The organism is Pseudomonas sp. FG98, assembly GCF_057808595.1.
In genome coordinates, this window is sequence record NZ_JBMDIJ010000002.1 from 46,820 (window position 1) to 69,773 (window position 22,954).

The 22,954-nt window shown below is 64.9% G+C and carries 19 protein-coding genes; 8 read left to right on the forward strand and 11 right to left on the reverse strand.

What is annotated here, in order from left to right; genetic code table 11:
• Window positions 1-7: 7 nt before the first annotated feature.
• The gene (locus ACODSK_RS01810) at window positions 8-2,020 is read left to right on the forward strand and encodes a hypothetical protein (RefSeq protein WP_489013422.1); all 2,013 of its coding nucleotides are present in this window, start codon (window positions 8-10) and stop codon (window positions 2,018-2,020) included.
• 120 nt (window positions 2,021-2,140) lie between these two features.
• Window positions 2,141-4,099 carry a DNA topoisomerase III gene (locus ACODSK_RS01815; RefSeq protein ID WP_489013423.1) on the forward strand — a complete coding sequence of 653 codons (1,959 nt, stop codon included), beginning with the start codon at window positions 2,141-2,143 and terminating at the stop codon, window positions 4,097-4,099.
• 123 nt (window positions 4,100-4,222) lie between these two features.
• Here the strand turns inward: ACODSK_RS01815 and ACODSK_RS01820 are convergent, their stop codons facing one another.
• Window positions 4,223-5,044: a class I SAM-dependent methyltransferase gene (locus tag ACODSK_RS01820; RefSeq protein ID WP_489013425.1), complete on the reverse strand. Its 822-nt coding sequence runs from the start codon at window positions 5,042-5,044 to the stop codon at window positions 4,223-4,225.
• A gap of 119 nt (window positions 5,045-5,163) precedes the next feature.
• Between ACODSK_RS01820 and ACODSK_RS01825 the strand changes: the two genes are divergently transcribed.
• The gene (locus ACODSK_RS01825) at window positions 5,164-5,553 is read left to right on the forward strand and encodes a VOC family protein (protein WP_489013427.1); all 390 of its coding nucleotides are present in this window, start codon (window positions 5,164-5,166) and stop codon (window positions 5,551-5,553) included.
• Window positions 5,554-5,664: 111 nt separating this feature from the next.
• Here the strand turns inward: ACODSK_RS01825 and ACODSK_RS01830 are convergent, their stop codons facing one another.
• The 3 genes from ACODSK_RS01830 to ACODSK_RS01840 all read right to left on the reverse strand — a co-directional run bounded on the left by ACODSK_RS01830 (window position 5,665) and on the right by ACODSK_RS01840 (window position 10,273).
• Window positions 5,665-7,758 carry a TonB-dependent siderophore receptor gene (locus ACODSK_RS01830; protein WP_489013429.1) on the reverse strand — a complete coding sequence of 698 codons (2,094 nt, stop codon included), beginning with the start codon at window positions 7,756-7,758 and terminating at the stop codon, window positions 5,665-5,667.
• A 332-nt stretch (window positions 7,759-8,090) separates the two neighbouring features.
• The gene (locus ACODSK_RS01835; protein ID WP_489013431.1) at window positions 8,091-9,035 is read right to left on the reverse strand and encodes a p-hydroxyphenylacetate 3-hydroxylase reductase component; all 945 of its coding nucleotides are present in this window, start codon (window positions 9,033-9,035) and stop codon (window positions 8,091-8,093) included.
• Window positions 9,036-9,103: 68 nt separating this feature from the next.
• Window positions 9,104-10,273 carry a p-hydroxyphenylacetate 3-hydroxylase oxygenase component gene (locus ACODSK_RS01840; RefSeq protein ID WP_489013433.1) on the reverse strand — a complete coding sequence of 390 codons (1,170 nt, stop codon included), beginning with the start codon at window positions 10,271-10,273 and terminating at the stop codon, window positions 9,104-9,106.
• A gap of 260 nt (window positions 10,274-10,533) precedes the next feature.
• Here ACODSK_RS01840 and ACODSK_RS01845 point away from each other — a divergent pair, with 260 nt between their 5' ends.
• Window positions 10,534-12,018 carry an aldehyde dehydrogenase family protein gene (locus ACODSK_RS01845; RefSeq protein WP_489013435.1) on the forward strand — a complete coding sequence of 495 codons (1,485 nt, stop codon included), beginning with the start codon at window positions 10,534-10,536 and terminating at the stop codon, window positions 12,016-12,018.
• 182 nt (window positions 12,019-12,200) lie between these two features.
• On the forward strand, window positions 12,201-13,064 hold the full coding sequence (locus ACODSK_RS01850) for a LysR family transcriptional regulator (protein WP_489013437.1): 864 nt from the start codon (window positions 12,201-12,203) through the stop codon (window positions 13,062-13,064).
• Here ACODSK_RS01850 and ACODSK_RS01855 read toward each other — a convergent pair.
• The 5 genes from ACODSK_RS01855 to ACODSK_RS01875 form a co-directional block, all read right to left on the reverse strand.
• Entirely contained in the window at window positions 13,061-14,209 is a 1,149-nt protein-coding gene (locus tag ACODSK_RS01855) for an HPP family protein (protein ID WP_489013439.1), read from the reverse strand. The two genes, ACODSK_RS01850 and ACODSK_RS01855, sit on opposite strands and share 4 nt — an antisense overlap.
• A gap of 195 nt (window positions 14,210-14,404) precedes the next feature.
• Window positions 14,405-15,109, reverse strand: coding sequence for an anti-sigma factor (locus ACODSK_RS01860; protein ID WP_489013441.1), 705 nt, complete (start codon window positions 15,107-15,109; stop codon window positions 14,405-14,407).
• Entirely contained in the window at window positions 15,106-15,639 is a 534-nt protein-coding gene (locus ACODSK_RS01865; RefSeq protein WP_489013443.1) for a sigma-70 family RNA polymerase sigma factor, read from the reverse strand. Before ACODSK_RS01865 ends, ACODSK_RS01860 begins: the two co-directional genes overlap by 4 nt.
• A 67-nt stretch (window positions 15,640-15,706) precedes the next feature.
• A complete protein-coding gene (locus ACODSK_RS01870; RefSeq protein ID WP_489013445.1) occupies window positions 15,707-16,231 on the reverse strand; it encodes a DUF3455 domain-containing protein in 525 nt (174 codons plus the stop codon).
• A 105-nt stretch (window positions 16,232-16,336) separates the two neighbouring features.
• Complete coding sequence (locus ACODSK_RS01875) at window positions 16,337-16,624, reverse strand: hypothetical protein (protein WP_489013447.1); 288 nt, start codon at window positions 16,622-16,624, stop codon at window positions 16,337-16,339.
• A gap of 155 nt (window positions 16,625-16,779) precedes the next feature.
• On the opposite strand from ACODSK_RS01875, the gene ACODSK_RS01880 reads away from it, so the two are divergent.
• Window positions 16,780-17,217: a hypothetical protein gene (locus ACODSK_RS01880; protein ID WP_489013449.1), complete on the forward strand. Its 438-nt coding sequence runs from the start codon at window positions 16,780-16,782 to the stop codon at window positions 17,215-17,217.
• Window positions 17,218-17,316: 99 nt separating this feature from the next.
• On the opposite strand, the gene ppnN is transcribed toward ACODSK_RS01880, so the two are convergent.
• Together ppnN and ACODSK_RS01890 are read right to left on the reverse strand one after the other, a co-directional pair.
• Window positions 17,317-18,690: a nucleotide 5'-monophosphate nucleosidase PpnN gene (gene ppnN, locus ACODSK_RS01885; protein WP_489013451.1), complete on the reverse strand. Its 1,374-nt coding sequence runs from the start codon at window positions 18,688-18,690 to the stop codon at window positions 17,317-17,319.
• A 174-nt stretch (window positions 18,691-18,864) separates the two neighbouring features.
• The gene (locus tag ACODSK_RS01890) at window positions 18,865-20,073 is read right to left on the reverse strand and encodes a Bcr/CflA family multidrug efflux MFS transporter (RefSeq protein ID WP_489013453.1); all 1,209 of its coding nucleotides are present in this window, start codon (window positions 20,071-20,073) and stop codon (window positions 18,865-18,867) included.
• A 178-nt stretch (window positions 20,074-20,251) separates the two neighbouring features.
• On the opposite strand from ACODSK_RS01890, the gene ACODSK_RS01895 reads away from it, so the two are divergent.
• Together ACODSK_RS01895 and ACODSK_RS01900 are read left to right on the forward strand one after the other, a co-directional pair.
• Window positions 20,252-21,508: an OprD family porin gene (locus ACODSK_RS01895; RefSeq protein ID WP_489013455.1), complete on the forward strand. Its 1,257-nt coding sequence runs from the start codon at window positions 20,252-20,254 to the stop codon at window positions 21,506-21,508.
• Between the two features lie 186 nt (window positions 21,509-21,694).
• The gene (locus ACODSK_RS01900) at window positions 21,695-22,873 is read left to right on the forward strand and encodes an MFS transporter (protein WP_489013457.1); all 1,179 of its coding nucleotides are present in this window, start codon (window positions 21,695-21,697) and stop codon (window positions 22,871-22,873) included.
• The last annotated feature ends 81 nt before the right edge of the window (window positions 22,874-22,954 follow it).

Genomic DNA, 22,954 nt, shown 5'->3' on the forward strand with positions numbered 1-22,954 from the left:
AACGTTCATGGACAGAACCACCAGCGTGCGCACGGCGATCGCCTGCGCACTGCTGGCGGCGTTGCCGCTGCAGGCCATCGCTCACGGTGGCATGCACAACGACGCCGACCAGCCACAAGGCAAGACCTTCAAGAAACTACCCGACAGCACCACCCTGGAACAGGCACTGGAGCTCTGCGTCAGTACCCGCGACACCAAGCCGGATCAACTGCTCTCCGGCCTCGGCGGTACCCGCTACGACCTGGTCGCACTGGGTGACAGCGAGAAGATCCAGGCCTTCTACAGCCAGGGCATGGCCCTGCAATACGGCTTCAACTTCAGCGAGGCTATCCGCGCCTTCTATCAGGCCTACCAGCTCGACAATGGCTCGGCCATGCCGCTCTGGGGCATCGCCCTGTCGGCCAGCTCGAACATCAACACCGACGCCACCGAGGGCTGCGACCAACTGGCGTACCTGGCGGTGAACAAGGCTCAGAAGAACGCCAAGGTCCGCGTGGACAAGATCCCGACCGGCTTCAGCGAAGCACAGGTAAAGCGTGAAGCGGAATATGCCAGCGCTTTCCTCAGCCAGTACGACGTCAACGGCGATGACATCACCCTGTCGGCGGACGGCAAGCAGCGCTACGTGAAGAAAATGAAGGACCTCTCCACCACCTACTTCGATGATCTCGACGCTGCCGCCCTGTACGCCGACGCCCTGCTCAACATCGATCCGTGGAAATGGTGGAAAGGCAGCGAAGCCACGTCCAATGCGGTCAAGCCGACCGATGAAGCCGCCGACGCCCTGGAAGTGCTCAACCGCGTGCTGGTACAGGACCAGAACCACTCCGGCGCCAACCACTTCTTCATCCATGCCATCGAGGAATCGCCCTTCCCCGAAAGCGGCATGCCCATGGCCGAGCGCTTCCGCACCCTCAACCCGGCGGTGGGCCACCTGATCCACATGGCCTCGCACATCTACCAGCGCACCGGCAACAACGCGCTGTCGAGTGCCACCAACTACGCGGCGATCTCGGTGGACCGCGCCTATGGCCGCGAGGTCCAGCCGGAAAGCCCGTACCTGCTGCATTACCTGGGGCACAACATCCACTTCCTGACCTGGACCCTGTCCATCGAAGGGCGCAAGAACGAAGCGCTGAACATGGCCAGCGAACTGGTGGACAACACCACCGAGAACGCTTCGCTGCCGTTCCTTTGCGAGAAATATCCGGCGGAGCTGAAGACCAAGTCCGACTACTTTTACGCGGTGCCGTACTACTACGCCGTGCGCTTCCAGGCGTGGGACAGGTTGAAACCGTTCGACGATCAGGTCCAGGCCGGACTGGCGAAGATCAATGACACCTGCAAGGCCCAGGTGCAGGGCTGGCAAGAACTGACCATGCCCTACACGCGGATCATGCAGAGCTATGCCCAGGCGTATCGCACGCTCGACGGCAAGCAGGACAGCGGCAAGGCCGTCGAGGCGCTGAACGGATTCTGGAGCACGGCGGGCAAGGTGCTTGCCGAGGTCAAGGAAACCACGCCAACGGGGCTGCGCTATGGCAACAACGACGCCGTCGAACTGCTGCGCCTGGCCAACCTGATCCTGTTCACCAAGGCCCAGGAGGCGACTGACGGCGCTCTGGTGCTCAAGGCCGTGCAAGACACCGCCGCCAGGTCCGTGGGCGATCTGGGCAAGGCCCTGGCCGATGACCTCGCCGGACTCAAGGACGACAGCAAGGCACAGGTCCTCGCGGCCTGGAGCAAGGCCGTCGAAGTGCAGGACAAGCTCTGGTACAACGAACCGCCGGACTGGTACTACACCGTGCGCGAGTCGCTGGGCTATGCGCTGCTGGCGCAAGGCAAGGCACGGGAGGCGGAGCGGATTTTCACCGAGGACCTGAGCGAAAACCGCCTGAGCGGACGCTCGCTGAACGGACTGAAGCTGAGCCTGGTGGCACAGAAGAAACCGGTGCCGGCCGAGCTGGAGCAGAAGCTGAGCAATGCCTGGCGCAATGCTACGGTGAGTGCGGCGCCGTAAAACAATTCCGGGGCCGTTGTGCGGCCCCGGAAAGCTGTACATCCATACAGATAATTCTTGCCATCCCCTTCCATCCTGCGCATCCTAGGGAACCTCTTTTCCCTGGATGCCACCCCGCCCATGCGCCTGTTCCTCTGCGAAAAGCCCTCCCAGGCCAAGGATATCGCCAAGGTCCTCGGCGCCAGCCGGCGTGGCGATGGCTGCTGGGTCGGCACCGGGGTGACGGTGACCTGGTGCATCGGCCATCTGCTGGAAACCGCCCCGCCCGACGCCTACGACGCCCGTTACAAGCGCTGGGTGCTGGCCGACCTGCCGATCGTGCCGCAACAGTGGAAGATGCAAGTCAAGCCCAAGACCGCCAGCCAGTACAAGGCAGTCAAGCGCCTGCTCGGCGAGGCGACGGAGCTGGTGATCGCCACCGACGCCGACCGCGAGGGCGAGATGATCGCCCGCGAGCTGGTCGAGCACTGCCGCTATCGCGGGCCGATCCGCCGCCTGTGGCTGTCGGCGCTGGACGACGCGTCGATCCGCAAGGCCCTGGCCGCGCTCAAGCCCGGGGCGGAAACCTTCAGCCTGTATCATTCGGCCCTGGGCCGCTCCCGCGCCGACTGGCTGATCGGCATGAACATGAGCCGCCTGTTCACCCTGCTCGGCCGCCAGTCCGGCTACCAGGGCGTGCTGCCGGTGGGCCGGGTACAGACCCCGACCTTGCGCCTGGTGGTGGACCGCGACCGCAGCATCGCCGATTTCGTCCCGGTGCCCTATTGGGCCATCGAGGTGCAGCTGGACAGCGATGGCACCGTATTTACCGCACAGTGGCGTGCACCGGATGATGCCTGCGATGACCAGGGCCGCTGCCTGAAGCAGGAACTGGCGCAACAGGCCGCCGCGGCGATGCAGGCGGCGGGTTCGGCGCAGGTGGTCGAGGTGAAGACCGAGCGCGTGCGCGAGGCGCCGCCGCTGCCCTTCGACCTCGGCACCCTGCAGGAAGTCTGCTCGAAGAAATTCGGCCTCGGCGCCCAGGAAACCCTGGATATCGCCCAGTCGCTGTACGAGACCCACAAGGTCATCACCTACCCGCGCAGTGATTGCGGCTACCTGCCGCTCAGCCAGCACAGCGAGGCGCCGGCGATTCTCGCTGCGCTCGGTCGGTCCGATCCATCATTGGCGCCATTGCAGCCGCACCTTCAGGCGCAACGCCGCTCGCGGGCCTGGAACGACGCCAAGGTCAGTGCCCACCACGGCATCATCCCCACGGCAGCGGCGGTCGATCCGAATCGCCTGCCGGGCAAGGCCAAGGCGGTCTACACCCTGATCCGCGCGCGCTATCTGGCGCAGTTCCTGCCCAACCACGAATACGACCGCACCCAGGCCGATTTCGACTGTGCCGGACAGGCCTTGCGCGCGGTGGGCAAGCAGATCGTCGAGCCGGGCTGGCGCCGGGCCCTGCCGGAAGCCCTGACGCCGCCGAAGGGGCGTGAAGCGCCAGCGCCACAGGTGCTGCCCGCATTGAGCAAGGGCCAGTGGTGCGATGTCCGCGACCTGACCCTCAAGGACCTCTGGACCCAGCCGCCCAAGCCATTCACCGAGGGCGACCTGATCAAGGCGATGAAGAACGTCGCCAAGCTGGTGGAGGATCCGCGCCTCAAGCAGAAGCTCAAGGAAACCACCGGGATCGGCACCGAGGCGACCCGCGCCGGGATCATCCAGGGTCTGCTCGACCGTGGTTACCTGGTGAAGAACGGCAAGGCGCTGAATGCCACGCCGGCGGCGTTCAGCCTGATCGACGCGGTACCGCGGGCGATTGCCGACCCGGGCACCACGGCGATCTGGGAACAGGCGCTGGACATGGTGCAAAGCGGGGAAATGAGCCTGGAAACCTTCGTCGAGAAGCAATCGGCATGGATGAGCAAGCAGGTGGAGCGCTGTGCCGGGATGAGCCTGCGCATCTCCGGGCCGGCGACACCGGCCGGGCGTGGCGGATCGCCGTGGAAGAAGAAACGCAAGGCCAGTGGTACGGCCACCAAGGATGGGGTGAAGCGAGTGCGCAAGCCGAGGGTGAAAAAGGCCGGGGCTTGAGGTTGCTGCTGATGGCCTCATCGCTGGCAACGCCAGCTCCCACAGTGGGATGTACGCCAGAAAATCTGTGGGAGCTGGCGTTGCCAGCGATGAGGCCATCAACAACACCTCTATCTGCGATCCCTACTCCTTCACCGCCTGCAAGGTATAGCTCAACGGCAATCGCCACGGCTGATGATCCAGTTGCCACTCGCCATTGTCGCGCCGGCTCATCTGCCCCGGCAGCGCCTCCCAAGGGATGCTGTCATGCTCCACCAGGCCGGTGATACGCAGGCCCTGGCTGAGCAAGGCGCTCACCACCTCGCCAAGGCCGTGGTTCCATTCATGGGTCTCGGTATGGACCAGGCTGGAGTCGGTGGCGACATAGGTCTGGTCACTGATCCACACCGTCGGCTCAGGCCGCTCGAAGTACGGATAATCGACCACCAGCCGGTCCTGGTGATCCTCGTTCAAGGCCAGCAGCATCGGATGCCCCTCACGCAGGAACAGCCGCCCGCCCGGCTTGAGCAGGGTCGCCACGGTGCCGGCCCAGCGCTGGATATCCGGCAGCCAGCACAGCGCACCAATGCCGGTGTAGATCAGGTCGAACGAGGCCGCCGGCAAGGTCGAGCAGGCGGCGTAGACATCAGCCTCGACATACTCGATAGGCAACTCGCAGCGCGAGGCCAGTCTCCTGGCCTGCTCCAGCGAACGCGCGGAAAAATCCAGCCCGGTCATCTGCGCGCCAAGTCGGGCCAGGGACAGGGTGTCGGTGCCGATATGGCATTGCAGGTGCAGGCCGCGCAGGCCGTCGATATCCCCCAGCAGCGGCAGGTCGAAGCGCACCACTTCGGACAGGTGCGCAGGGTCGGCGATGAATGCCGCCACTTCGTAATCGCCAGAGGCCGCGTGCAGCGGCGCGCGCTCGTCCCAGCTGGCTTTGTTGAGGGCAAGTGAATCGGCCATGGTCAGCTCCTTTGTTCCAGGTCCGTGCACCACCATAGTGCTGTCCAGCGGTACTAGCAATGTGCCGGTTGGCCGCAATGGGGTATAACCGCAGGTCTCGTTCATCAAGGAAGAGCCACATGAAACTGGGTTACACCATCGCCTATGTCGCCGATGTCAGCGCTTCTCTGGCGTTTTTTGAGGCCGCCTTCGGGCTGCAACGGCGGTTTCTCCACGAGTCGGGGGACTACGGCGAGCTGGAAACCGGGGCTACTACCCTGGCCTTTGCCTCGCTGGAGCTGGGTGAGATGAATTTCGAAGGTGGCGTGCTGCCGGCCAGCGAGAGCCAGCGGCCACTGGGGATGGAGATCGGCCTGGTCACCGAGGATGTGCCAGGCGCCCATGCCCGGGCCCTGTCTGCGGGAGCGGTGGAGCTGAAGGCGCCGCAGGTCAAGCCCTGGGGGCAGACGGTGTCGTGGGTGCGGTGCCCGGCGGGGATTCTGGTGGAGTTGTGTACGGCCGTCGGTTGATGGGTTGACTTCAAGGGCCTCATCGCTGGCAACGCCAGCTCCCACAGTGACCGCGTCGAGCACAGAACCCTGTGGGAGCCGGCATTGCCGGCGATGAGGCCCGAGAGAGCACTACATCGAGTAAGTCAGGCTCAGGCTGAGGTTGCGCGGATCCCCCGGCATGTTCCAGGCCATGTTGTAGCCCCGCTCGTAGTACTTGCGGTCAAACAGATTGTTCAGGTTCAGACCGAAGGTGAGCTGCTCGCTGGCCTTGTAGTGGGCCAGCAGATCGACAGTGCTGTAGGACGGCAAGCGGAAGCTGCTGCCGGCCTGCCCCGAACGCTCCCCGACATAGTTGGCCGACGCGCCGAAGTCCGAACCCCGCAACGCCCCGTCCTGGAACTCATACACCGCCATCACACTGCCGCTATGCCGGGGAATGCCCAGCAGGTCGCTACCCTTGGGCAACGCCGCATCGCCCTTGGTCACCTCGGCGTCGATGTAGGCATAGGCGCCGATCACCCGCACCGCATCGGTCACCTGCCCGCTGAACTGCATATCCACACCCTGGCTGCGTGCCTTGCCGGCAGCAATGCTGTCGCCGAAGGCATCGGTGGTGATGACGTTTTCCTTGTCGATGCGGAACAGCGCCAGGGTCGCGCCGACCCGGCTGTCGAACAGATCCAGCTTGAGCCCGGTTTCATAACCGATGCCCTTCTCCGGCTTGTACACCTGGCCCTGGGTGCCCATGGCGTTGGGCTTGAACGAGGTGGAGGCGTTGGCGAACACACCGACCTCGGGGGTCAGTTGATACAGCAGGCCCAGGCGCGGCGTGGCCACGTCCTTTTCCTGGCTGTTGACCACGCCGGTCGCGCGGTTCTGCGCGGTCTGCTCGATATGCTCCAGGCGCACGCCGACCAGGCCGCGCAGGCGGTCGGTAAAGGCGATCTGGTCCTGCAGGTTGAGGGCGTAGCTCTCGGTCTGCTCGAAGAAGTCGTTGGGGTTGACGATGGCCGGCTTGGCCTGGCCATACACCGGGTTGTAGATATCGATGCCATAGCCGAAGCCGGTCACGCTTTGCGGGTACTTCTGGCTGTTGCGGTAGTTCTCGTATTCCAGACCAACCAGGCTCTGGTGCTGCCAGCCGAGCAGCTCGAAGTGCCCGTGCAGCTCGGCCTGGGTGATGTTGTCGTTCCACTCGAAATCGCGCTCGCGGTAGAAGCGGCTGATGCGATCGCCCACCACCCGCGACGGCTCCGAACTGTTACCGCGCAGGGTGCCCTGGGTGTAGTGGTTGGCCAGGCGCAGTTTCCAGTTGTCGTCGAGATGGTGTTCCAACGCCAGGTCGAGGGTCTGGTTGTCGTTGCGGATACGGCCGTCGTTGGGCTCGCCGACGAAGGTGGAACGGGACACCGGACCCAGTTCGCCATTGACCGCCGGGATGCCGCGGTCGAACACCGATTCGGTGCGGGAGAACTCGCTGTCGATGGACAGCAAGGTGTCCGGGGTCAGTTGCCAGCTCAGGGACGGGCTGACGATCGCCCGGCGCCCGTCGACGTGGTCGCGGAAGCTGCCGTTGTCTTCCACGGCCATGTTGACCCGTGACAGCACCCGGCCGTCCTCGCTCAGCGGCGTGTTGACGTCGAGGCTGCTGCGGTAGCGGTCCCAACTGCCGGCACTGGCCTTGAAGGTGCTGAACGCCTCGGCCTGGGGTTTCTTGCTGACGATGTTCACCAGCCCGCCGGGATCGCCACGACCGTACAGGCTGGCGGCCGGGCCCTTGAGCACCTCGATGCGCTCGATCGCCGAAGCGTCCGGTGAGCTGTAGCTGCCGCGGTTGATGGCGAAGCCGTTCTTGTACAGCTCGCCGGTGGTGAAGCCGCGCACGCTGTAGTTGAGGAAGGTCAGGCCGCCGAAATTGTTCTGCCGCGAGACGCCGCCGGCGAAATCCAGGGCGCGGTCGATGCGGGTGCTGTTGAGGTCTTCGAGCACTTGCGCCGGAACCACGCTGATGGCCTGCGGAGTGTCGCGGATATCGGTGTCGGTTTTGGTCGCGGTGGCAGAGCGGGTGGCGCGATAACCCTGGACCGGGCCGTCGGCGCGTTCTTCGATGCGGCGGTCACTGATGCTCAGCGCATCGAGCAGCATCGGCTCTTCGGCAAGGGTGGGCAGGCTGAGGAGGCTGGCAGAAAGGCCAAGGGAGAGTCTGGCGAAGGCGGAGGACATGGGGGCACCTGAATTATTGATGTAATAACATAACAATTCAGAAGCAAAATGACACCATCCGGTTTGTGGGGGAATTGGCTTTCAGTGCATGACTCGAGGCCCTCATCGCTGGCAATGCCAGCTCCCACAGGTTTCTGACCGCGCTCCTTGTGGGAGCCGGCGTTGCCGGCGATGGGGCCATCAGCTTCGACACCGATCTTGCTGGTCAGTGTTGTTCTTTCCGGCCTCATCGCTGGCAACGCCAGCTCCCACAGGGTCCGCGTCGAACACAGATGCCGTGGCCGACCCAGAACCCTGTGGGAGTCGGCTTGCCGACGATGAGGCCAGTCGACTCACCCGCGAATCACAGCCTTCAACACAGTCTTGAAGGTCTCGATCTGCTCTTCACTGAACTGCCCGAACACCTTGTCCTGCTGCTCCCGGGCAATGGTCCACAAGGCTTCGGTCTGGTCGATCCCGCTGACGGTCAGGCGCACATTACCACCCTCCTCGCTGCCGCTGACCAGGCCCTTGCGGGTCAGGTTGGCCACCGCTTCGTCGATTTCCCGCGCCGGCATCGCCACTTCCCGCTGCAGGTCGGCCAGGCTCAGGCCGGCATCGTTTTCCAGCACCATCAGCATCCGCGCTTCGCTGGTGCGCAGGCCGCTGGACAGTTGGCGTGGCTGGTAGCTGCTCTGGTAGGCGCGCAGAGCCTGGGTCATCAGGTAATACAGGTTGTGGCTCAGGCGCCCCTGGAAGTTGCTGCTCGGCGGCTGGCCTTCTTCACGCTTGGTCATGCGCGTGTGCGGCAGGACCATGGAGTAGGCACCCTGGTGATACAGCAGCGGCGAACGTCCGCAGTCCTCGAAGCACACCACCTTGCCGATCATGATCCAGTGATCGCCACCGTCGAGGATCTGGTACTTCTCGCACTGGAAGTTGGCCGAGCAGTCCAGCAGGATCGGCGCCCCGCCCGCTCCGGCCTGATGCGCGATACCGGCGAAGCGATCGTCCCGCGGCTTGGCGAAGTTGTTGGACAGGTCGATCTGGTCCGCCGCGAGGATGTTCACCGCGAAGTGGCTGGCCGCCTCGAAGGTCGCCAGGCTGGTGGAACGCTTGTCGAGGCTCCAGAGGATCAGTGCCGGATCGAGGGACACCGAGTTGAAGCTGTTGGCCGTGACGCCGACCTTGTTGCCCGCGCCGTCATCGGCGGTAACCACGGTGACGCCGGTGGCGAAGTTGCCCAGGGCGCGGCGGAAGGCACGGCTGTCGAAGGCCGCTACGGTTTGATTGGACATGCAAGACTCCCCGGCTGCCCGGCGAGGGGCAACCGTGATTGTTGTTATGCGAAAGAGAGAATCGGGACTCAGACCATGCTCGGGTCTGGATCGAGGCCCATCAGCTCACGACCGAGGATCTGCGCGCAGACGTCGTAGTCGGTGTAGGCATGCGCACCGGTCATGTGCGAGTCGCGCCACAGGCGTTGCAGTTCGTTGCTCTCGAACCAGGCGGTGCCGCCAGCGGCTTCGTACAGGCGATCGACGGCCTGGATGCACATCTTCACCGCATAGGCCTGGTTGGTGCGCCAGAAGGCCAGGGTCTCGCGGCTCGGGTATTCCTTGCGCGCGCCGTGGTCGGCGTGGTCCTGCCAGGTCTTTTCGAGGAAAGCGCGGGCGGCGGCGACCTGGTGGGTCGACTCGGCCAGGCGCATCAGCGCCGGGGTCGCGGCACCAACACTGGCACCGGTATAGGCGCGCACGCGGTTCTTGGTTTTCTCGCGGAAGGCTTCCAGCATGCGCTCGGCGATGCCCAGGCTGATGGTGGCGAAACCGACGGCGAAGTACGGGCGGTACGGGGTGTAGAAGATCTTGCTGTCCGGGTACAGACCGAAGCCGGCGGACTTGCCTTCCATCATGTCCTTGGCTTTCTGGATGCGGTGCTCGGGAACGAAGGCCTTGTCGATGATCAGGGTCTTGGTGCCGCTGCCCTTCATGCCGGCGGCGTACCAGTCGTCACGAATCTCGTAGTCGCTGCGTGGCAGCACGGCGAAGCAGTAGTCCTGGGTACCTTCGGCATTGGCCCGGCGGCAACCGACGATGGCCCATTCGGCGTGGTCGCAGCCGCTGCTCCAGCCCATCTCGCCGCTGAACAGCAGGCCGCCTTCGACCTCTTCCACGCGGCCGAACGGCGCGATGCTGCTGGAGGCGGTGTGGTCCGGGTTCACGCCCCAGATTTCTTCCTGCAGCCTGGCCGGGAACATCGCCAGTTGATGGTTATGGGTGCACAGCAGGCTCATGGCCCAGGCGGTGCTGGCACAGGCACCGGCCAGCAGGGCGATGCAATCGGTGAATTCCGGCAGGGAGATCTCCATGCCGCCATAGGCCTTGGGCAGGAAGGCGCGGTGCAGGCCGATGCCCTTGAGCAGGGCGATGTTCTCGGCAGGGACCATGCGGTCCTTTTCGGCACGGGGGGCATTGGCGGCGATGGCCGGCAGTACGGATTTGAGATCTTCGAGCAGCGGGTTTGGCTTTTTCATGGGAGGCCCTGCTTATTATTGGATGTCCGACTGAGCTACCGGTGGCAGCGACTGCGGCGGATTCGGGGCCAGTATGGGAGGCGTGGGAAGCGCTGAAAATGCACCTTCCACAGACAAAATTGTACTTTCCATGGCGCAGCCTGCCCTGCGCCCGGCGCGACTGGCAGACCCGGTCATGTCGCCATGGCAGGCACAGTCAAGTCACCCACGCGGGCCTGCGCTAGGGTGCGGCTTTGCCTCTTTGCACAGGTACATCCGACATGAGCATTGCCCTTCTGCCCGCCGTCCAGGCCTTCTTCCAGCGTGACCACGGCCTGTTTATCGACGGCCGCGCGCAGCCCGCCAACGGCGGCCGCCACCTTGAGGTGATCGACCCGGCCAGCGGCGAAGTCATCAGCCGCGTCGGCGAAGCCAGCGCCAGCGATATCGACGCCGCCGTCGCTTCGTCCCGCCAGGGCTTCGCCCAGTGGTCGCAGGCCGCTCCCGCCGTGCGCGGCAGCGTGCTGCTGAAGCTGGCCGACCTGATCGAACAGAACTGCGAGGAACTGGCGCAGATCGAGACCTGCCAATCGGGCAAGCTGATCCAGATCTCCCGTCACTTCGAAGTGACCCAGGCCGCGCACTTCCTGCGCTACTACGCCGGCTGGGCGACCAAGATCAACGGCCAGACCATCACCCCGTCGCTGCCCTCGTTCAACGGCGAGCGCTACAGCGCCTTCACCCTGCGCGAGCCGGTGGGCGTGGTGGTGGGCATCGTGCCGTGGAACTTCTCGACCATGATCGCCATCTGGAAACTGGCCTCGGCGCTGGTCACCGGCTGCAGCGTGATCATCAAGCCGAGCGAGTTCACTCCGCTGACCATCCTGCGCATCGCCGAACTGGCCATCGACGCCGGCCTGCCGGCAGGCGTGCTCAACGTGGTGACCGGGGCCGGCGGCGTCGGCAAGGCGCTGATCGAACACCCGCACACCGACAAGGTGTCCTTCACCGGTTCGGTCCCGACCGGCCTGGCCGTGGGCCAGACCGCCATGGCTGCCAACCTGACCCGCGCCACCCTGGAACTGGGCGGCAAGAACGCGGCGGGCTTCCTGCCGGACGTGGACGTGGAAACCGCAGTCAACGGCATCATCGAGGCAGGCTTCCTGCACTCCGGGCAGATCTGCGCGGCGGCCGAGCGTTTCTATGTGCACCGCTCGCAGATCGACGCCATCACCACGCGCCTGAGCGAACGCCTGAGCCAGTTGAAGATCGGCTCGCCGCTGGACGAAGGCAGCGAGTTCGGCCCGGTCACCAACAAGCAGCACCAGGCCAAGCTCGGCCAGCTGTTCGCCAAGGCCCGCGAGGAAGGCAGCCGGATCATTCATGGCGGCAAGCTGATCGATGGCCCGGGCTGCTATGTCGAACCGACCGTGATCCTCGCCAACTCGGCCAAGGACAGCCTGATGACCGAAGAAACCTTCGGCCCGGTGGCCACCTTCCTCGCCTATGACGACGAAGAGGAACTGGTAGCGCTGATGAACGACAGCCCCTACGGCCTCAGCGCCAGCCTGTGGACCAACGACCTGGGCAAGGCCATGCGCCTGATCCCGCAGGTCAAGGCCGGCACCCTGTGGGTCAACATGCACACCCTGCTCGACCCGGCGGTGCCGTTCGGCGGGATCAAGGCCTCAGGTGTGGGGCGCGAGTTCGGTGATGCGTTCATCGAGGACTACACCGAACTGAAGTCGGTGATGATCCGTTACTGATTTCGCAAGCACACCGCTAACCCTGTGGGAGCTGGCTTGCCAGCGATTGGGCCAGACCTGACAACCTGGCTGTCAATGCCGACCTCATCGCTGGCAAGCCAGCTCCCACAGTGATCCGGATTGTCCCAAAGACTGCAGCAAACCTCTAGAATGGCCCGCTCCCCCGCAACCCAGGTGCCCCCATGGACATCGAGCTGGCCCGGACCTTTCTCGAAATCGTGCGCCACGGCAGCCTGGTTGCCGCCGCCGAACGCCTGCACCTGACCCAGACCGCGATCAGCGCCCGGGTGCAGAAACTCGAACAGCAACTGGATTGCACCCTGTTCATCCGCAGCCGCGCCGGCGCCAGCCTGACGCCCAACGGCGAAGCCTTCGTCCCCTACGCCACGCAACTGCTGCACACCTGGGAAGCCGCGCGCCGCGACCTGCCCTTGCCGGACGGACGCAGCCAGGTGCTGCGCATCGGCGGCGAGGTCAGCTTGTACAACCCATTGATGCTGGATTGGGCGCGGGCACTCCATGAGCAACTACCCAGCCACGCCATCCGCTGCGAGGTCAACGACAGCGAGTCGCTGCTGCGCAAGCTGGAAGCCGGAACCCTGGACGCTGCCCTGCTCTACCAGCCGGTCTACAGCCCCGGCCTGCAAGTGGAGCAACTGCTGGAAGAAAAACTGATCCGCATCCAGTTGACCCGCAATCCCGAGCCCTACGTCTACATCGACTGGGGCGAGGCCTTCCGCCGCCGCCACGATGAAGCCCTGCCGGAATGCTCGCGTCCGGCGCTGAGCTTCAACCTCGGCCCGCTGGCCCTGCAGTACATCCTCGAACACGGCGGTAGCGGCTACTTCCGCACCCGGGTGGTACAGAGCTACCTGGAGCGTGGCGTGCTGCAACGGGTGGAGCAGGCGCCGGAATTTCCCTATCCGACCTGGCTGGTCTACCCGCGGGAGCGGGATTCGGCGGTACTGCGCCAGGCCTTCGGACTGCTACGCGAGGTGGTGGAGCGCGATGCCGACTGGTCGCAGCGCTGGGATCCGTTGATCTAGGCGGCCTTGGGCAGTGGTTCCTGAGTCAGCAGATGCTGGCTCAAGGCGGCGATCAGATCGGTCTGGGTGACTACGCCGACCACCTTGCCCTTCTCCAATACCGGCAGGCAGTGCAGGCCGCGGTCGCAGAGCAGCGGAATCAGCTCCACCGCCGGGCGATCGCTGTCCACGGTGATCACCGGTTCGCTCATGATCTGCGCCAGGGTCACCGCCTTGCTCCGGCCAAACAGCCCGCGCCAGCTGAACTTCGCCTGGGCCATGGCCGGTGCGACCAGGTCGCTGAGGCTGACGATGCCCACCAGCTTGCCGGCCTCGTCCAGCACCGGAAGGTTCTTCAGGCGATGCACGGACAATTGCTTCCAGGCCTGGTCCAGACGGGTATCAGGCGTGGCGAACTGCACGTCGCGGGACATCACCCGGGCTGCGCTGATCCCGCCCAGACTGCGCTGTACGGCATGCCGCTGGGTCGCACCGATGATCCGCTCCAGGTCGTTGCGGGTCACGTCGACGAATGCACCGATTTCTTCCAGAGCCTGGTCCAGGTCACCCGGGCTGACCCCGACCCGCTCGCTGGCCGGCCGATCGGCGGTGGCATGGGTGGTTTTCGGCACGACGGCGAGTTTCGGATAGCGCACGCCGGTCAGGCGGTTGTACAGAGTCGCCAGGGTCAGCAGGATCGCGGCATTGAGCAACACCGGCTCGACCACCTTGAAGCCCATCGCCGCCAGCGACGGGTCGGCCAGGGCCAGGCTCACCGCCAGCGCCGCACCCGGCGGATGCAGGCAGCGCAGCAGGCACATCAGCAGGATCACCAGCGGCAAGGCCATGCACGCCACCAGCAGGCCGGGGCCGATCCAGTGGTGCAGGCCCAGGCCGATGGCAGCGGCGCACAGGTAGCTGCCGACGAAGGGCCAGGGCTGCGACAGCGCACCGGAGTGCACGGCGAACAACAGCACGGCGGAGGCCGCCAACGGCGCCATCAGGTGCAGGGCGACCGGGCTGCCGAACAGGTAGCCGGTGACGCTGCCGGCCACGGCCAGGGCCAGCAGCGCACCGATGGCGGCGCGGAACCATTCTTTGGGCGGAATATTCAGGGCGGCGGGGATGAAGCGATCGAACCAGCGACTCGGACCACGACTAGACATGTGTGACGACCAGGCACCTGTTTGAGTAAAAGAAGCCCGCCCAACATCGGGCGGACTTTGTATCGCGAGGGGGCAATACGCAAAGGGCTCCTTCCGTGGAGATGGAAAGAATGGCCGGCAGTGTGAATAAAACCTTTGCCTTGCTCAAACGGAAAAAAATGCTGTTTCAATGCAATTTTTTTGCAGTATCGCCCTTCACAGCACCTTTACCGCACGCCCGATGAACTGCACCGGCCCGGTAGGCTTGCCGGTGGCCGAGCCCGTCGGACTCTCCAGGGTCAGTTCGAACAGCTGGTTCTCTTCCAGCGGCGGCAGGGCCTCCAGCGGGACCTCGACGCTCTGCCCGGGCTTGACCAGGCCCAGGGACACCGGGCCGCTCCAGCTGTCGGCCTTGGTCCAGAATTCCAGGGCCTTGTCGGCGGGCACCGTGGTCATGCCCAAGGGAATCAGCTGCACATGCTGCGAATCGCGGGCCTGCACCACCCAGCCGGGGGATTTGTCCTGCGGCGCCACCAGCACCACCATCCAGGTGGTCGCGGCCGGTGGCGGCTGGTTAAACCAGAGCACAGCAAACAGCAGGCTGGCCGCCAGGCCCATGGCGGAGGTCCAGCGCCAGGGCGCCGGGCGTTGCCACCAGCGCTCGCGGGGCGCCTGGGCGGGAGTTGCCGGCACCGCATCGATACTGCGTTCGATGCGTTGCCACAGGTAGTCGCTCGGGGTCTGCGCAGGCGCCAGCGCCTGCATCGACTGCAAGCGCTGCTCCCAGGCATCGACCGCCTTGCGCAGCGCCAGGTCATGCTCGAGACGGCGGGCCACGTCCTGGCGCTCGGCATAGGGCAGCGTGCCCAGCACATACTCGCCGGCCAGGGTGTCGATATCGTCGTACTCGTCGCTGTTCATCCCAGGCACTCGCGCAAGGCAGCCAGGCTGCGTCTGACCCAGGCTTTCACCGTGCCCAGCGGGGCGCCGAGGCGCTGCGCGATCTGCGCATGGGAAAAGCCTTCGACGTAAGCCTGGATCAGGCAGTTCCGGCGCACCGGCTCCAGTTGCTCCAGGCAGGCGCCCATGCGTCCGCTGTGCAGCGGCCCGTCCACCTCGCTGGCAACATCGGCCGGCCCGGCTTCGTCGTCCAGCGGCACATCGCGCTCATGACGGCGCAGAAAATCCAGGGCCAGGTGCCGGGTAATGCTGAACATCCAGCCCCGGGCACTGCCACGCGCCGGGTCGAAGGTGGCGGCACGGGTCCAGATGCGGATGAAGGCGTCGTGCACCACGTCCTCGGCCAGGGCAGTGTCCTTGACCAGGCGCCGGGCTACCCCCAGCAAGTGGGCGCCCTCCTCCTGGTACAGGCGCTGCAAGGCCTGGCGGTCACCGCTTGCGCAGGCCGCCAGGTGGGCTTGGTGGTCGAACGCAGGTCGGGATGCAGTCACGGGGCTCGTCGTCGCGGTGGTCATTACGGCTGCAAGCCTAGACCACCCCGTACCGTGCCACCGGCCTTCAGCGGGCCGTCCAGAAAATATAATCGGCCTGGTAGCCGACGATTTCCCGTTTGCCCTTGTCCGCCGCGGTGCAGGGCTTGGCCGGGGCCACCCCGCCCTTGAGCGCGACCCGCTGGATATAAGTGACCCCGCTCATCGCCCCCTTGCCTTCGGCCGGATTGGCCTTGACCAGTTGATACGGCAGGTTGCCCGCACTCGACGGGGCCACCGCCAGTTGCGTACCGGTGACCTTCGAACCGTCCTTGGCCTGCCAGGTGGCGGGCGGACCGAAGTAATCGCCGATCGCCTTGCCACTGCGGTCGTTGAGCACCGCCTTGGGCCCGACGAAGGTCCATTCGGTCTGGCCGGGCATATCGGCCTTGTCGCGGCACTCGTAGGTGATTTCGCCGACCCCGGTGGTTTCCAGGGCGACCTTGTGTCCATCGGGCACCTTGATGCTGTCCGGCACCGGGTTGGCAGCGTGAACACTGGCGCTAAGCAGCAGGCTGGTGGTGGCCAGCAGAAGGCAGGACTTGACGTTCATGAGCATGACTCCAGTCGGAAGATCAGTCGGGCAGCGTGATCGCTGCTGTTGGATCTACGGGCGAGAACGCCGACTGGATGCACGTCGATGAAAAAAAACCTGGCGTTACAGACCCAGCTCTTCCGGGGTCAGCATGTCCGACTCGAAAGCGATCCAGCCGTATTCCAGCTCAGCGTGGCCGTTGAGGATCTCACCGTAGTAGGTCAGGCCGTTGTCCAGGGTGACGCAGATGTGGGTGGGGTTTTCCGGGGCAGCCAGGGCGCCGTTGAAATGCACCTTCTTCAGGGTTTCCGACACCGCTTCGAGGGAGACCTGCACGCCGGTGTTCTCGACGGCTTCGACGTCATCGCGCTGCTCGGCGCTGATGGTTACGGTGGCGGTGTACTTGTGCATGTTCGGGAGGCTCCGGAAAGGTCGGGGGCGAAAAGCCGTACAGGATAAGCCAGGACGCTGGCAAAAGCCCGCCCGGCCATCACGAAGACGAGCACGACAGCGTGCGCGCTGGTATGGTGCCGGGCTGAATCCGCACGACCGCAAAGGAGATGACCTTGAGTGCCGAAGCCAAACTGACCGGTGACCTGTTCGAAGTCGACAAGCGCCTGAGCCTGAAGCCCGTGGTGGACTTCAACACCTACCTGAGCAACGCCTTCGGCGACGGCAAGTGCGTGTGCATCCGTTGCCGCGAAAGCGCCAACGACGAAAGCGCCTACGCCTTTGCCCACAGCTTCGAGTTCAACGGCATTCCGCTGCATCGACGCTTTGCCGTGACCACCGCAGCGGATGTGCTGGGCACCCTGAAAAAGGCCTGGCTGTCGTACAACAAGGAAGACATGCCGGCCAACGGCAGCCTCGACCTGGAAGCGGTCAAGGCCTTCGTCGAGCCGAGCCTGCAGGTGCGGGTCAAGCCGCTGCTGCTGGCCAGCGGGCTGGTCAAGGAGCAGGCCGATGGTGGCCTGCAATTGATGGCTGACGGCGATTTCGTATAGGTCTTGAGGGCCCTATCGCTGGCAAGCCAGCTCCCACAGGGTCCGCGGTGCACGCGGTCCTTGTGGGAGCTGGCTTGCCAGCGATGAGGCCCTAAGAAGCTACGCCACTACCCGATAGCAAGGCACATAGGCCGCCCCACCCGGCAGTTTCATCCGGTGCTGCTCAACAAACGCCTGCAACAGCTTGTCCAGCGGCCCCATGACCTGCGCATCACCATGGATCTCGTAGGGTCCATGCTCCTCGATCAGGCGAATCCCCTTGTCCTTGACGTTGCCCGCAACGATTCCGGAAAACGCCCGGCGCAGATTCGCTGCCAGCTCATGGGGTGGCAACGACTTGCTCAGTTGCAGGCTGGCCATGTTGGCATGGGTCGGGTCGAACGGCCGCTGGAAGCTCTCCTCGATCTTCAACAGCCAGTTGAAATGGAAGGCGTCGTTGCGCTCGCGACGGAACTGCTTGACCTCCTTCAGCGCCTCGGTCATCACCCGCGCCACCTGCACCGGGTCGTCGATGATGATCTGGTACAGGCCCTGCGCCGCCTCGCCGAGGGTCGCGCCGATAAAGGCGTGCAACTGCTCGAAGTACGGCTCGGCACTGCGCGGGCCGCTGAGGATCACCGGGAAGCGCAGTTCGCGGTTGTCCGGGTGCATCAGGATGCCCAGCAGGTAGAGGAACTCCTCGGCGGTACCGGCGCCACCGGGGAAGATGATGATGCCGTGGCCGACACGGACGAAGGCTTCCAGACGCTTCTCGATGTCCGGCAGGATCACCAGTTCGTTGACGATCGGGTTCGGCGCCTCGGCCGCGATGATCCCGGGTTCGGTCAGGCCGAGGTAGCGACCGCTGCTCATGCGCTGCTTGGCATGGGCGATGGTGGCGCCCTTCATCGGCCCCTTCATCACGCCGGGGCCGCAGCCGGTGCAGATGTCCAGCTTGCGCAGGCCCAGCTCGTGGCCGACCTTCTTGGTGTACTGGTATTCCTCGCTGCTGATCGAGTGGCCGCCCCAGCACACCACCAGCTTCGGCTCGACACCGGAACGCAGGGTCCGCGCATTGCGCAGGAGCTGGAAGACGTAGTCGGTGATGCCCTGGGAGCTGTCCAGGTCGATGTTCAGGCGGTCCAGCTCGCTTTCGGTGTAGACGATGTCGCGCAGGGCGCTGAAGAGCATTTCCCGGGTGCTGGCGATCATCTCGCCATCGACGAAGGCGTCGGCCGGGGCGTTGAGCAGTTCGAGGCGCACGCCACGGTCCTGCTGATGGAAGCGGACCTCGAAGTCCTTGTAGGCATCGAGGATGGTCTTGGCATTGTCGACATGGGCGCCGGTGTTGAGGATGGCCAGGGCGCACTGGCGGAAAAGGGTATACATGCTGCCCGAGCCGGCCTGGCTCAATTGTTGGACTTCACGTTGGGAAAGCGTCTCCAGGCTACCTTTGGGGGCGACCGAAGCATTGATTACCTGTCTTTGGGTCATTCTGGATTCCATGCTGTTCGGTGCCTGCGAACCACTGTGGCACCGCTGTTGTGAACACCGCACGCGCGGGTCTCGCACCTGTTTGTAACAGGTGCCCCGGCATCAGGCAAACGACACCGGAGTTCACTGAGTATGGACGCTTCCGACGAACGTTGAAGCTTCTTCCTGCCAGCCTCAAGCCGTCTGGCTGACGCTCTGGCGTCGAGTGCGCCGGGCGATCAGGCCGTAGCAGGCCAGACAACCCAGGCCGGCGGCCGCCAGGGTCAGGCACATCGGCCGTGCCGTGCCATCCGCCAGGGCACTGACCACGGCGGAAAACACCGCGCCCAGGGCGAACTGGCAAGCCACCGCCAACCCCGCCGCGGCCCCGGCCTGACGCGGGTACAGCGCCAGCAGGCTGGCCACGCAGTTGGCACCGAGCAAACCGGTGACGCTCACGTACACCACCACCCAGGCGACGATCAGCGCCAGACCGCCCCAGCCTGTCAGTCCCGCCACCAGCAAGCCGACCGCCGCCAGCCCGGCCATCGCCGCACCCAGCGCCAGCATGCGCAGCGGGCCAAGACGGCTGACCAGGCGCGCGTTGATCAGGGTCATCAGGATGATCCCGGCGACGTTCAGGCCGAACAGCCAGGCATATCCCCGTGGCGAGACGCCGAAGACTTCCATGTAGACGAACGGCGACGCAGTGATGAAGGCGAACATGCCGCCGAAAGCCAGGCCCATGCACAGGATGTAGCCCAGTGCCAGTGGCTGCGTTGCAATGTGCCAGTAGGCGAGGAAGACCTTGGCCAGGGATTCGCCACGCTGGTCCGGAGCATGGGTTTCACCGATCTTCCACGCCGTCAGCACCAGGCACAGCACGCCGAACGACAGCAGGCCGAAAAACACCGTGCGCCAGCCGTTCAACTCCATCAGCACGCTGCCCAGCAGTGGCGCCACCAGGGTGGCGAGCATGGTCACCAGGTGCATCAGCGACAGCACCTTGGCGGCTTCGGCCAGGGCGAACAGATCGCGCACGATGGCCCGCGCCAGCACCGACGCCGCCGCGCCGCCCAGGGCCTGGAAGAAGCGCCAGGCCACCAGTTGCTCTACCGAATCGGCAAAGATGCAACCCAGGGTCGCTACCAGGTACAGGCCCATGCCGCCCAGCAGCAGCGGGCGTCGGCCATAGCGGTCGGACAGCGGGCCATAGACCAGCATGCCCAGGCACAGGCCGACGAGAAACAGGCTGATGGTCAGTTGCACGCTGGCGGCGCTGGCGTTCAGGTCGCTGGCGATCAGCGGCAGGCTGGGCAGGTAGGTGTCGATGGACAGCGGCGCGAAGGCCACCAGCGCAGCGAGCAGGACGATCAGGCGCCCCGGGTTGGAAGAGTGGGTCATCGAGGCTCCGGACTCAGGGACGAAGGCGTCATAACGTTAATATCTTAATTTTATTATCAGTCGTAGCAAAAGGTCTTTCTTCGACAAAAGATAATATGTTAACTATATCTCAAGCCCGCGACCTCGGGCCCGTTGCAGCACCACCGACACCACAACAAAAACAACAGGTATGAAGTCCATGTCCCTCCCCCGTCGTTTCCTCGCGACCGGCGCCGCTGTCTGCGCCAGTTGTACACCGTTTCTCGCCCAGGCCGATTTCATCAAGGACAGCAAAGGCAGCCTGGAAGCTCGCAATTTCTACTTCAGCCGCGATTTCCGCCAGGACAACGCCCCGCAAAGCCAGGCCCGGGAATGGGCCCAGGGCTTCATCCTGCGCCTGGAGTCCGGCTTTACCGAAGGCACCGTCGGTTTCGGTATCGATGCCCTGGGTGAACTCGGCATCAAGCTCGACTCCAGCCGCGATCGCCGCGGTACCGGCCTGCTGCCCTACGGCGCCAGCCAGGAGCCGGTGGACGAGTTCAGCGAACTGGGCCTGACCGCCAAGGCGCGGATCAGCAAGACCACCCTCAAGCTCGGCACCCTGCAACCCATGCTGCCGGTGGCGGCGATCAACGATGTGCGCCTGCTGCCGTCGACCTACAGCGGCGGCCTGCTGACTTCCCAGGACATCGACGGCCTGACCCTCAACGTCGGGCGCCTGGACAAGCAGAACCTGCGCGACTCATCGAGCAACGACGAGATGAGCTACGCCGGCGTCGAAAGCAGCCACCTCGACCTGGCCGGCGGCACCTACGCCCTGACCCCGCGCCTGGCGGTGAGCTACTACTACGCGCAGATGCAGGACATCTACCGCCAGCACTACACCGGCCTGGTCCACGACCTGCCGCTGGGTGACGGCATCAACCTGCGCAGCGACCTGCGCTACTTCGACACCCGCGAAACCGGCCACGACGCCCTGCGCTCGGCCAGCCGGGTCGATGGCGGCAAGATCGACAACCGCTTCTTCAACGGCATGCTGACCCTCGGCGTCGGTGCGCACAAATTCGGCCTCGGCTACCAGAACCTGTCTGGCGATGGTGACTTCGCCTATCCGGGACTGGACCCGTATTCGGTCAACCTGGTCACGGTCAACGTCTTCACCAAGGCCGAGACCGACGCCTGGCAGGCGCGCTACGACTACAACTTCGCCAGCTTCGGCCTGCCCGGGCTGAGTTTCATGACCCGCTACGTGAACGGCAAGAACATCGAGACGGCCACGGTCAGCGGCGGCAAGGAATGGGAACGGGATACCGATATCGCCTACGTGGTGCAGAGCGGGCCGTTGAAGAATTTCAGCGTGCGCTTGAGGAATGCGACCTTCCGCTCCAGTGGCGGGTTGACTACCGATATCGACGAGAACCGGCTGATCCTCGGCTACACCCTGGCGCTGTGGTGACGGCAGAAAAAACGTAAATACCGGTTTTATCTTCAGGATTTGTTTCAGACCGGGGCACAATGGTCGGCCTTTCGGGCCTCATCGCTGGCAAGCCAGCTCCCACAAGTTAGGTGCCTACAGTACCTGTGGGAGCTGGCTTGCCAGCGATGAGGCCTTCAAGAACACCACAACAGCCTCGGACTCCTTATGACCCAAGCCCAGGTAGCCCCTGCCTTCGACCTGCGCCCCCTGCTCTTCGCCCACATGGCCTGCACCATCGCCATGATGGCCTTCGTCTCGCTGATCGGCCCCATCGCCCGGGTCCTGCAACTGGCCCCCTGGCAGGCCGGCGCGGCCATGACCGTGTCCGGGCTGATCTGGATGCTCCTGGCCCGCCCCTGGGGCCGAGCCAGCGACCGTTATGGTCGGCGGCGCATCCTGCTGCTCGGCGCCGGCGGTTTCAGCGTCGCCTATCTGGCTCTGTGCCTGTTCATCGACGGCGCCCTGCGCTGGCTGCCACCGGCATCCATCGCCTTCGCCGGGATGATGCTCGGCCGTGGCCTGATCGGCGCCTTCTATGCGGCCCTGCCGGTGGGCAGCAACGCGCTGATCGCCGATAACGTCGAACCCACCAACCGGGCCCGGGCCATGGCCTCGCTGGGTGCCGCCAATGCCGTCGGCCTGGTCCTCGGCCCGGCGCTGGCTGCCCTGCTCTCGCGCTTCAGCCTGAGCCTGCCGATGTATGCCCTGGCGATCCTGCCGCTGCTGGCCCTGCTGGTGCTGCGCCACAAGCTGGAGCGCCAGGAACTGCATCTGGCCCAGCCACCACGTCCGGTGCGCTTGGCCGACCCGCGCCTGCGCCGGCCGCTGGCGACGGCCTTCGTCGCCATGCTCTGCGTGTCTCTGGCGCAGATCACCGTGGGTTTCTTCGCCCTCGACCGCCTCGGCCTTGAACCTGGTGCCGCAGCCCAGTCCGCGGGGATCGCCCTGACCATGGTCGGTGTGGCGCTGATATTCTCCCAACTACTGGTGCGCAAGCTGCAATGGCCGCCGCTACGGATGATTCGCGTTGGTGCCGGCGTTGCCGCCCTGGGCTTCGTGGTCAGTGCCTTCGCCGTGAACAGCGTGATGCTCTCGGCCGGGTTCTTCATCTGCGCCGCCGGCATGGGCTGGATCTTCCCGGCCTTCGCGGCCATGGCGGCCAACGCGGTGGAGGCTTCGGAACAGGGCGCTACTGCCGGCTCGATCGGCGCCATGCAAGGACTTGGTGTGGTGATCGGACCGCTGGCCGGAACCCTGGTCTACAGCCTGGACCCACGCTTGCCGTGGCTGCTGGCAGCGGTATTGCTGGTGCTGGTAGGACTTTGGCCCGTCTCCAAGCGCTAGAACGACGCAGGAACCCGCTCCCACGCAATACACAGAGTGCCGCCACACTGCGCGCTGTCCCTGTGATTGTGTTTTAATGCG

Excerpts from the sequence above, each read along its gene's own strand:
- ACODSK_RS01820 (WP_489013425.1), bottom strand. The coding sequence starts at position 5,044 with ATGGCCGATTCACTTGCCCTCAACAAAGCCAGCTGGGACGAGCGCGCG.
- ACODSK_RS01860 (WP_489013441.1), bottom strand. The coding sequence starts at position 15,109 with ATGAACAGCGACGAGTACGACGATATCGACACCCTGGCCGGCGAGTAT.
- ACODSK_RS01840 (WP_489013433.1), bottom strand. The coding sequence starts at position 10,273 with ATGAAAAAGCCAAACCCGCTGCTCGAAGATCTCAAATCCGTACTGCCG.
- ACODSK_RS01810 (WP_489013422.1), top strand. The coding sequence starts at position 8 with ATGGACAGAACCACCAGCGTGCGCACGGCGATCGCCTGCGCACTGCTG.
- ACODSK_RS01815 (WP_489013423.1), top strand. The coding sequence starts at position 2,141 with ATGCGCCTGTTCCTCTGCGAAAAGCCCTCCCAGGCCAAGGATATCGCC.
- ACODSK_RS01895 (WP_489013455.1), top strand. The coding sequence starts at position 20,252 with ATGTCCCTCCCCCGTCGTTTCCTCGCGACCGGCGCCGCTGTCTGCGCC.
- ACODSK_RS01855 (WP_489013439.1), bottom strand. The coding sequence starts at position 14,209 with ATGTCTAGTCGTGGTCCGAGTCGCTGGTTCGATCGCTTCATCCCCGCC.
- ACODSK_RS01845 (WP_489013435.1), top strand. The coding sequence starts at position 10,534 with ATGAGCATTGCCCTTCTGCCCGCCGTCCAGGCCTTCTTCCAGCGTGAC.
- ppnN (WP_489013451.1), bottom strand. The coding sequence starts at position 18,690 with ATGACCCAAAGACAGGTAATCAATGCTTCGGTCGCCCCCAAAGGTAGC.
- ACODSK_RS01875 (WP_489013447.1), bottom strand. The coding sequence starts at position 16,624 with ATGCACAAGTACACCGCCACCGTAACCATCAGCGCCGAGCAGCGCGAT.
- ACODSK_RS01870 (WP_489013445.1), bottom strand. The coding sequence starts at position 16,231 with ATGAACGTCAAGTCCTGCCTTCTGCTGGCCACCACCAGCCTGCTGCTT.
- ACODSK_RS01850 (WP_489013437.1), top strand. The coding sequence starts at position 12,201 with ATGGACATCGAGCTGGCCCGGACCTTTCTCGAAATCGTGCGCCACGGC.
- ACODSK_RS01835 (WP_489013431.1), bottom strand. The coding sequence starts at position 9,035 with ATGTCCAATCAAACCGTAGCGGCCTTCGACAGCCGTGCCTTCCGCCGC.
- ACODSK_RS01890 (WP_489013453.1), bottom strand. The coding sequence starts at position 20,073 with ATGACCCACTCTTCCAACCCGGGGCGCCTGATCGTCCTGCTCGCTGCG.
- ACODSK_RS01825 (WP_489013427.1), top strand. The coding sequence starts at position 5,164 with ATGAAACTGGGTTACACCATCGCCTATGTCGCCGATGTCAGCGCTTCT.
- ACODSK_RS01900 (WP_489013457.1), top strand. The coding sequence starts at position 21,695 with ATGACCCAAGCCCAGGTAGCCCCTGCCTTCGACCTGCGCCCCCTGCTC.
- ACODSK_RS01830 (WP_489013429.1), bottom strand. The coding sequence starts at position 7,758 with ATGTCCTCCGCCTTCGCCAGACTCTCCCTTGGCCTTTCTGCCAGCCTC.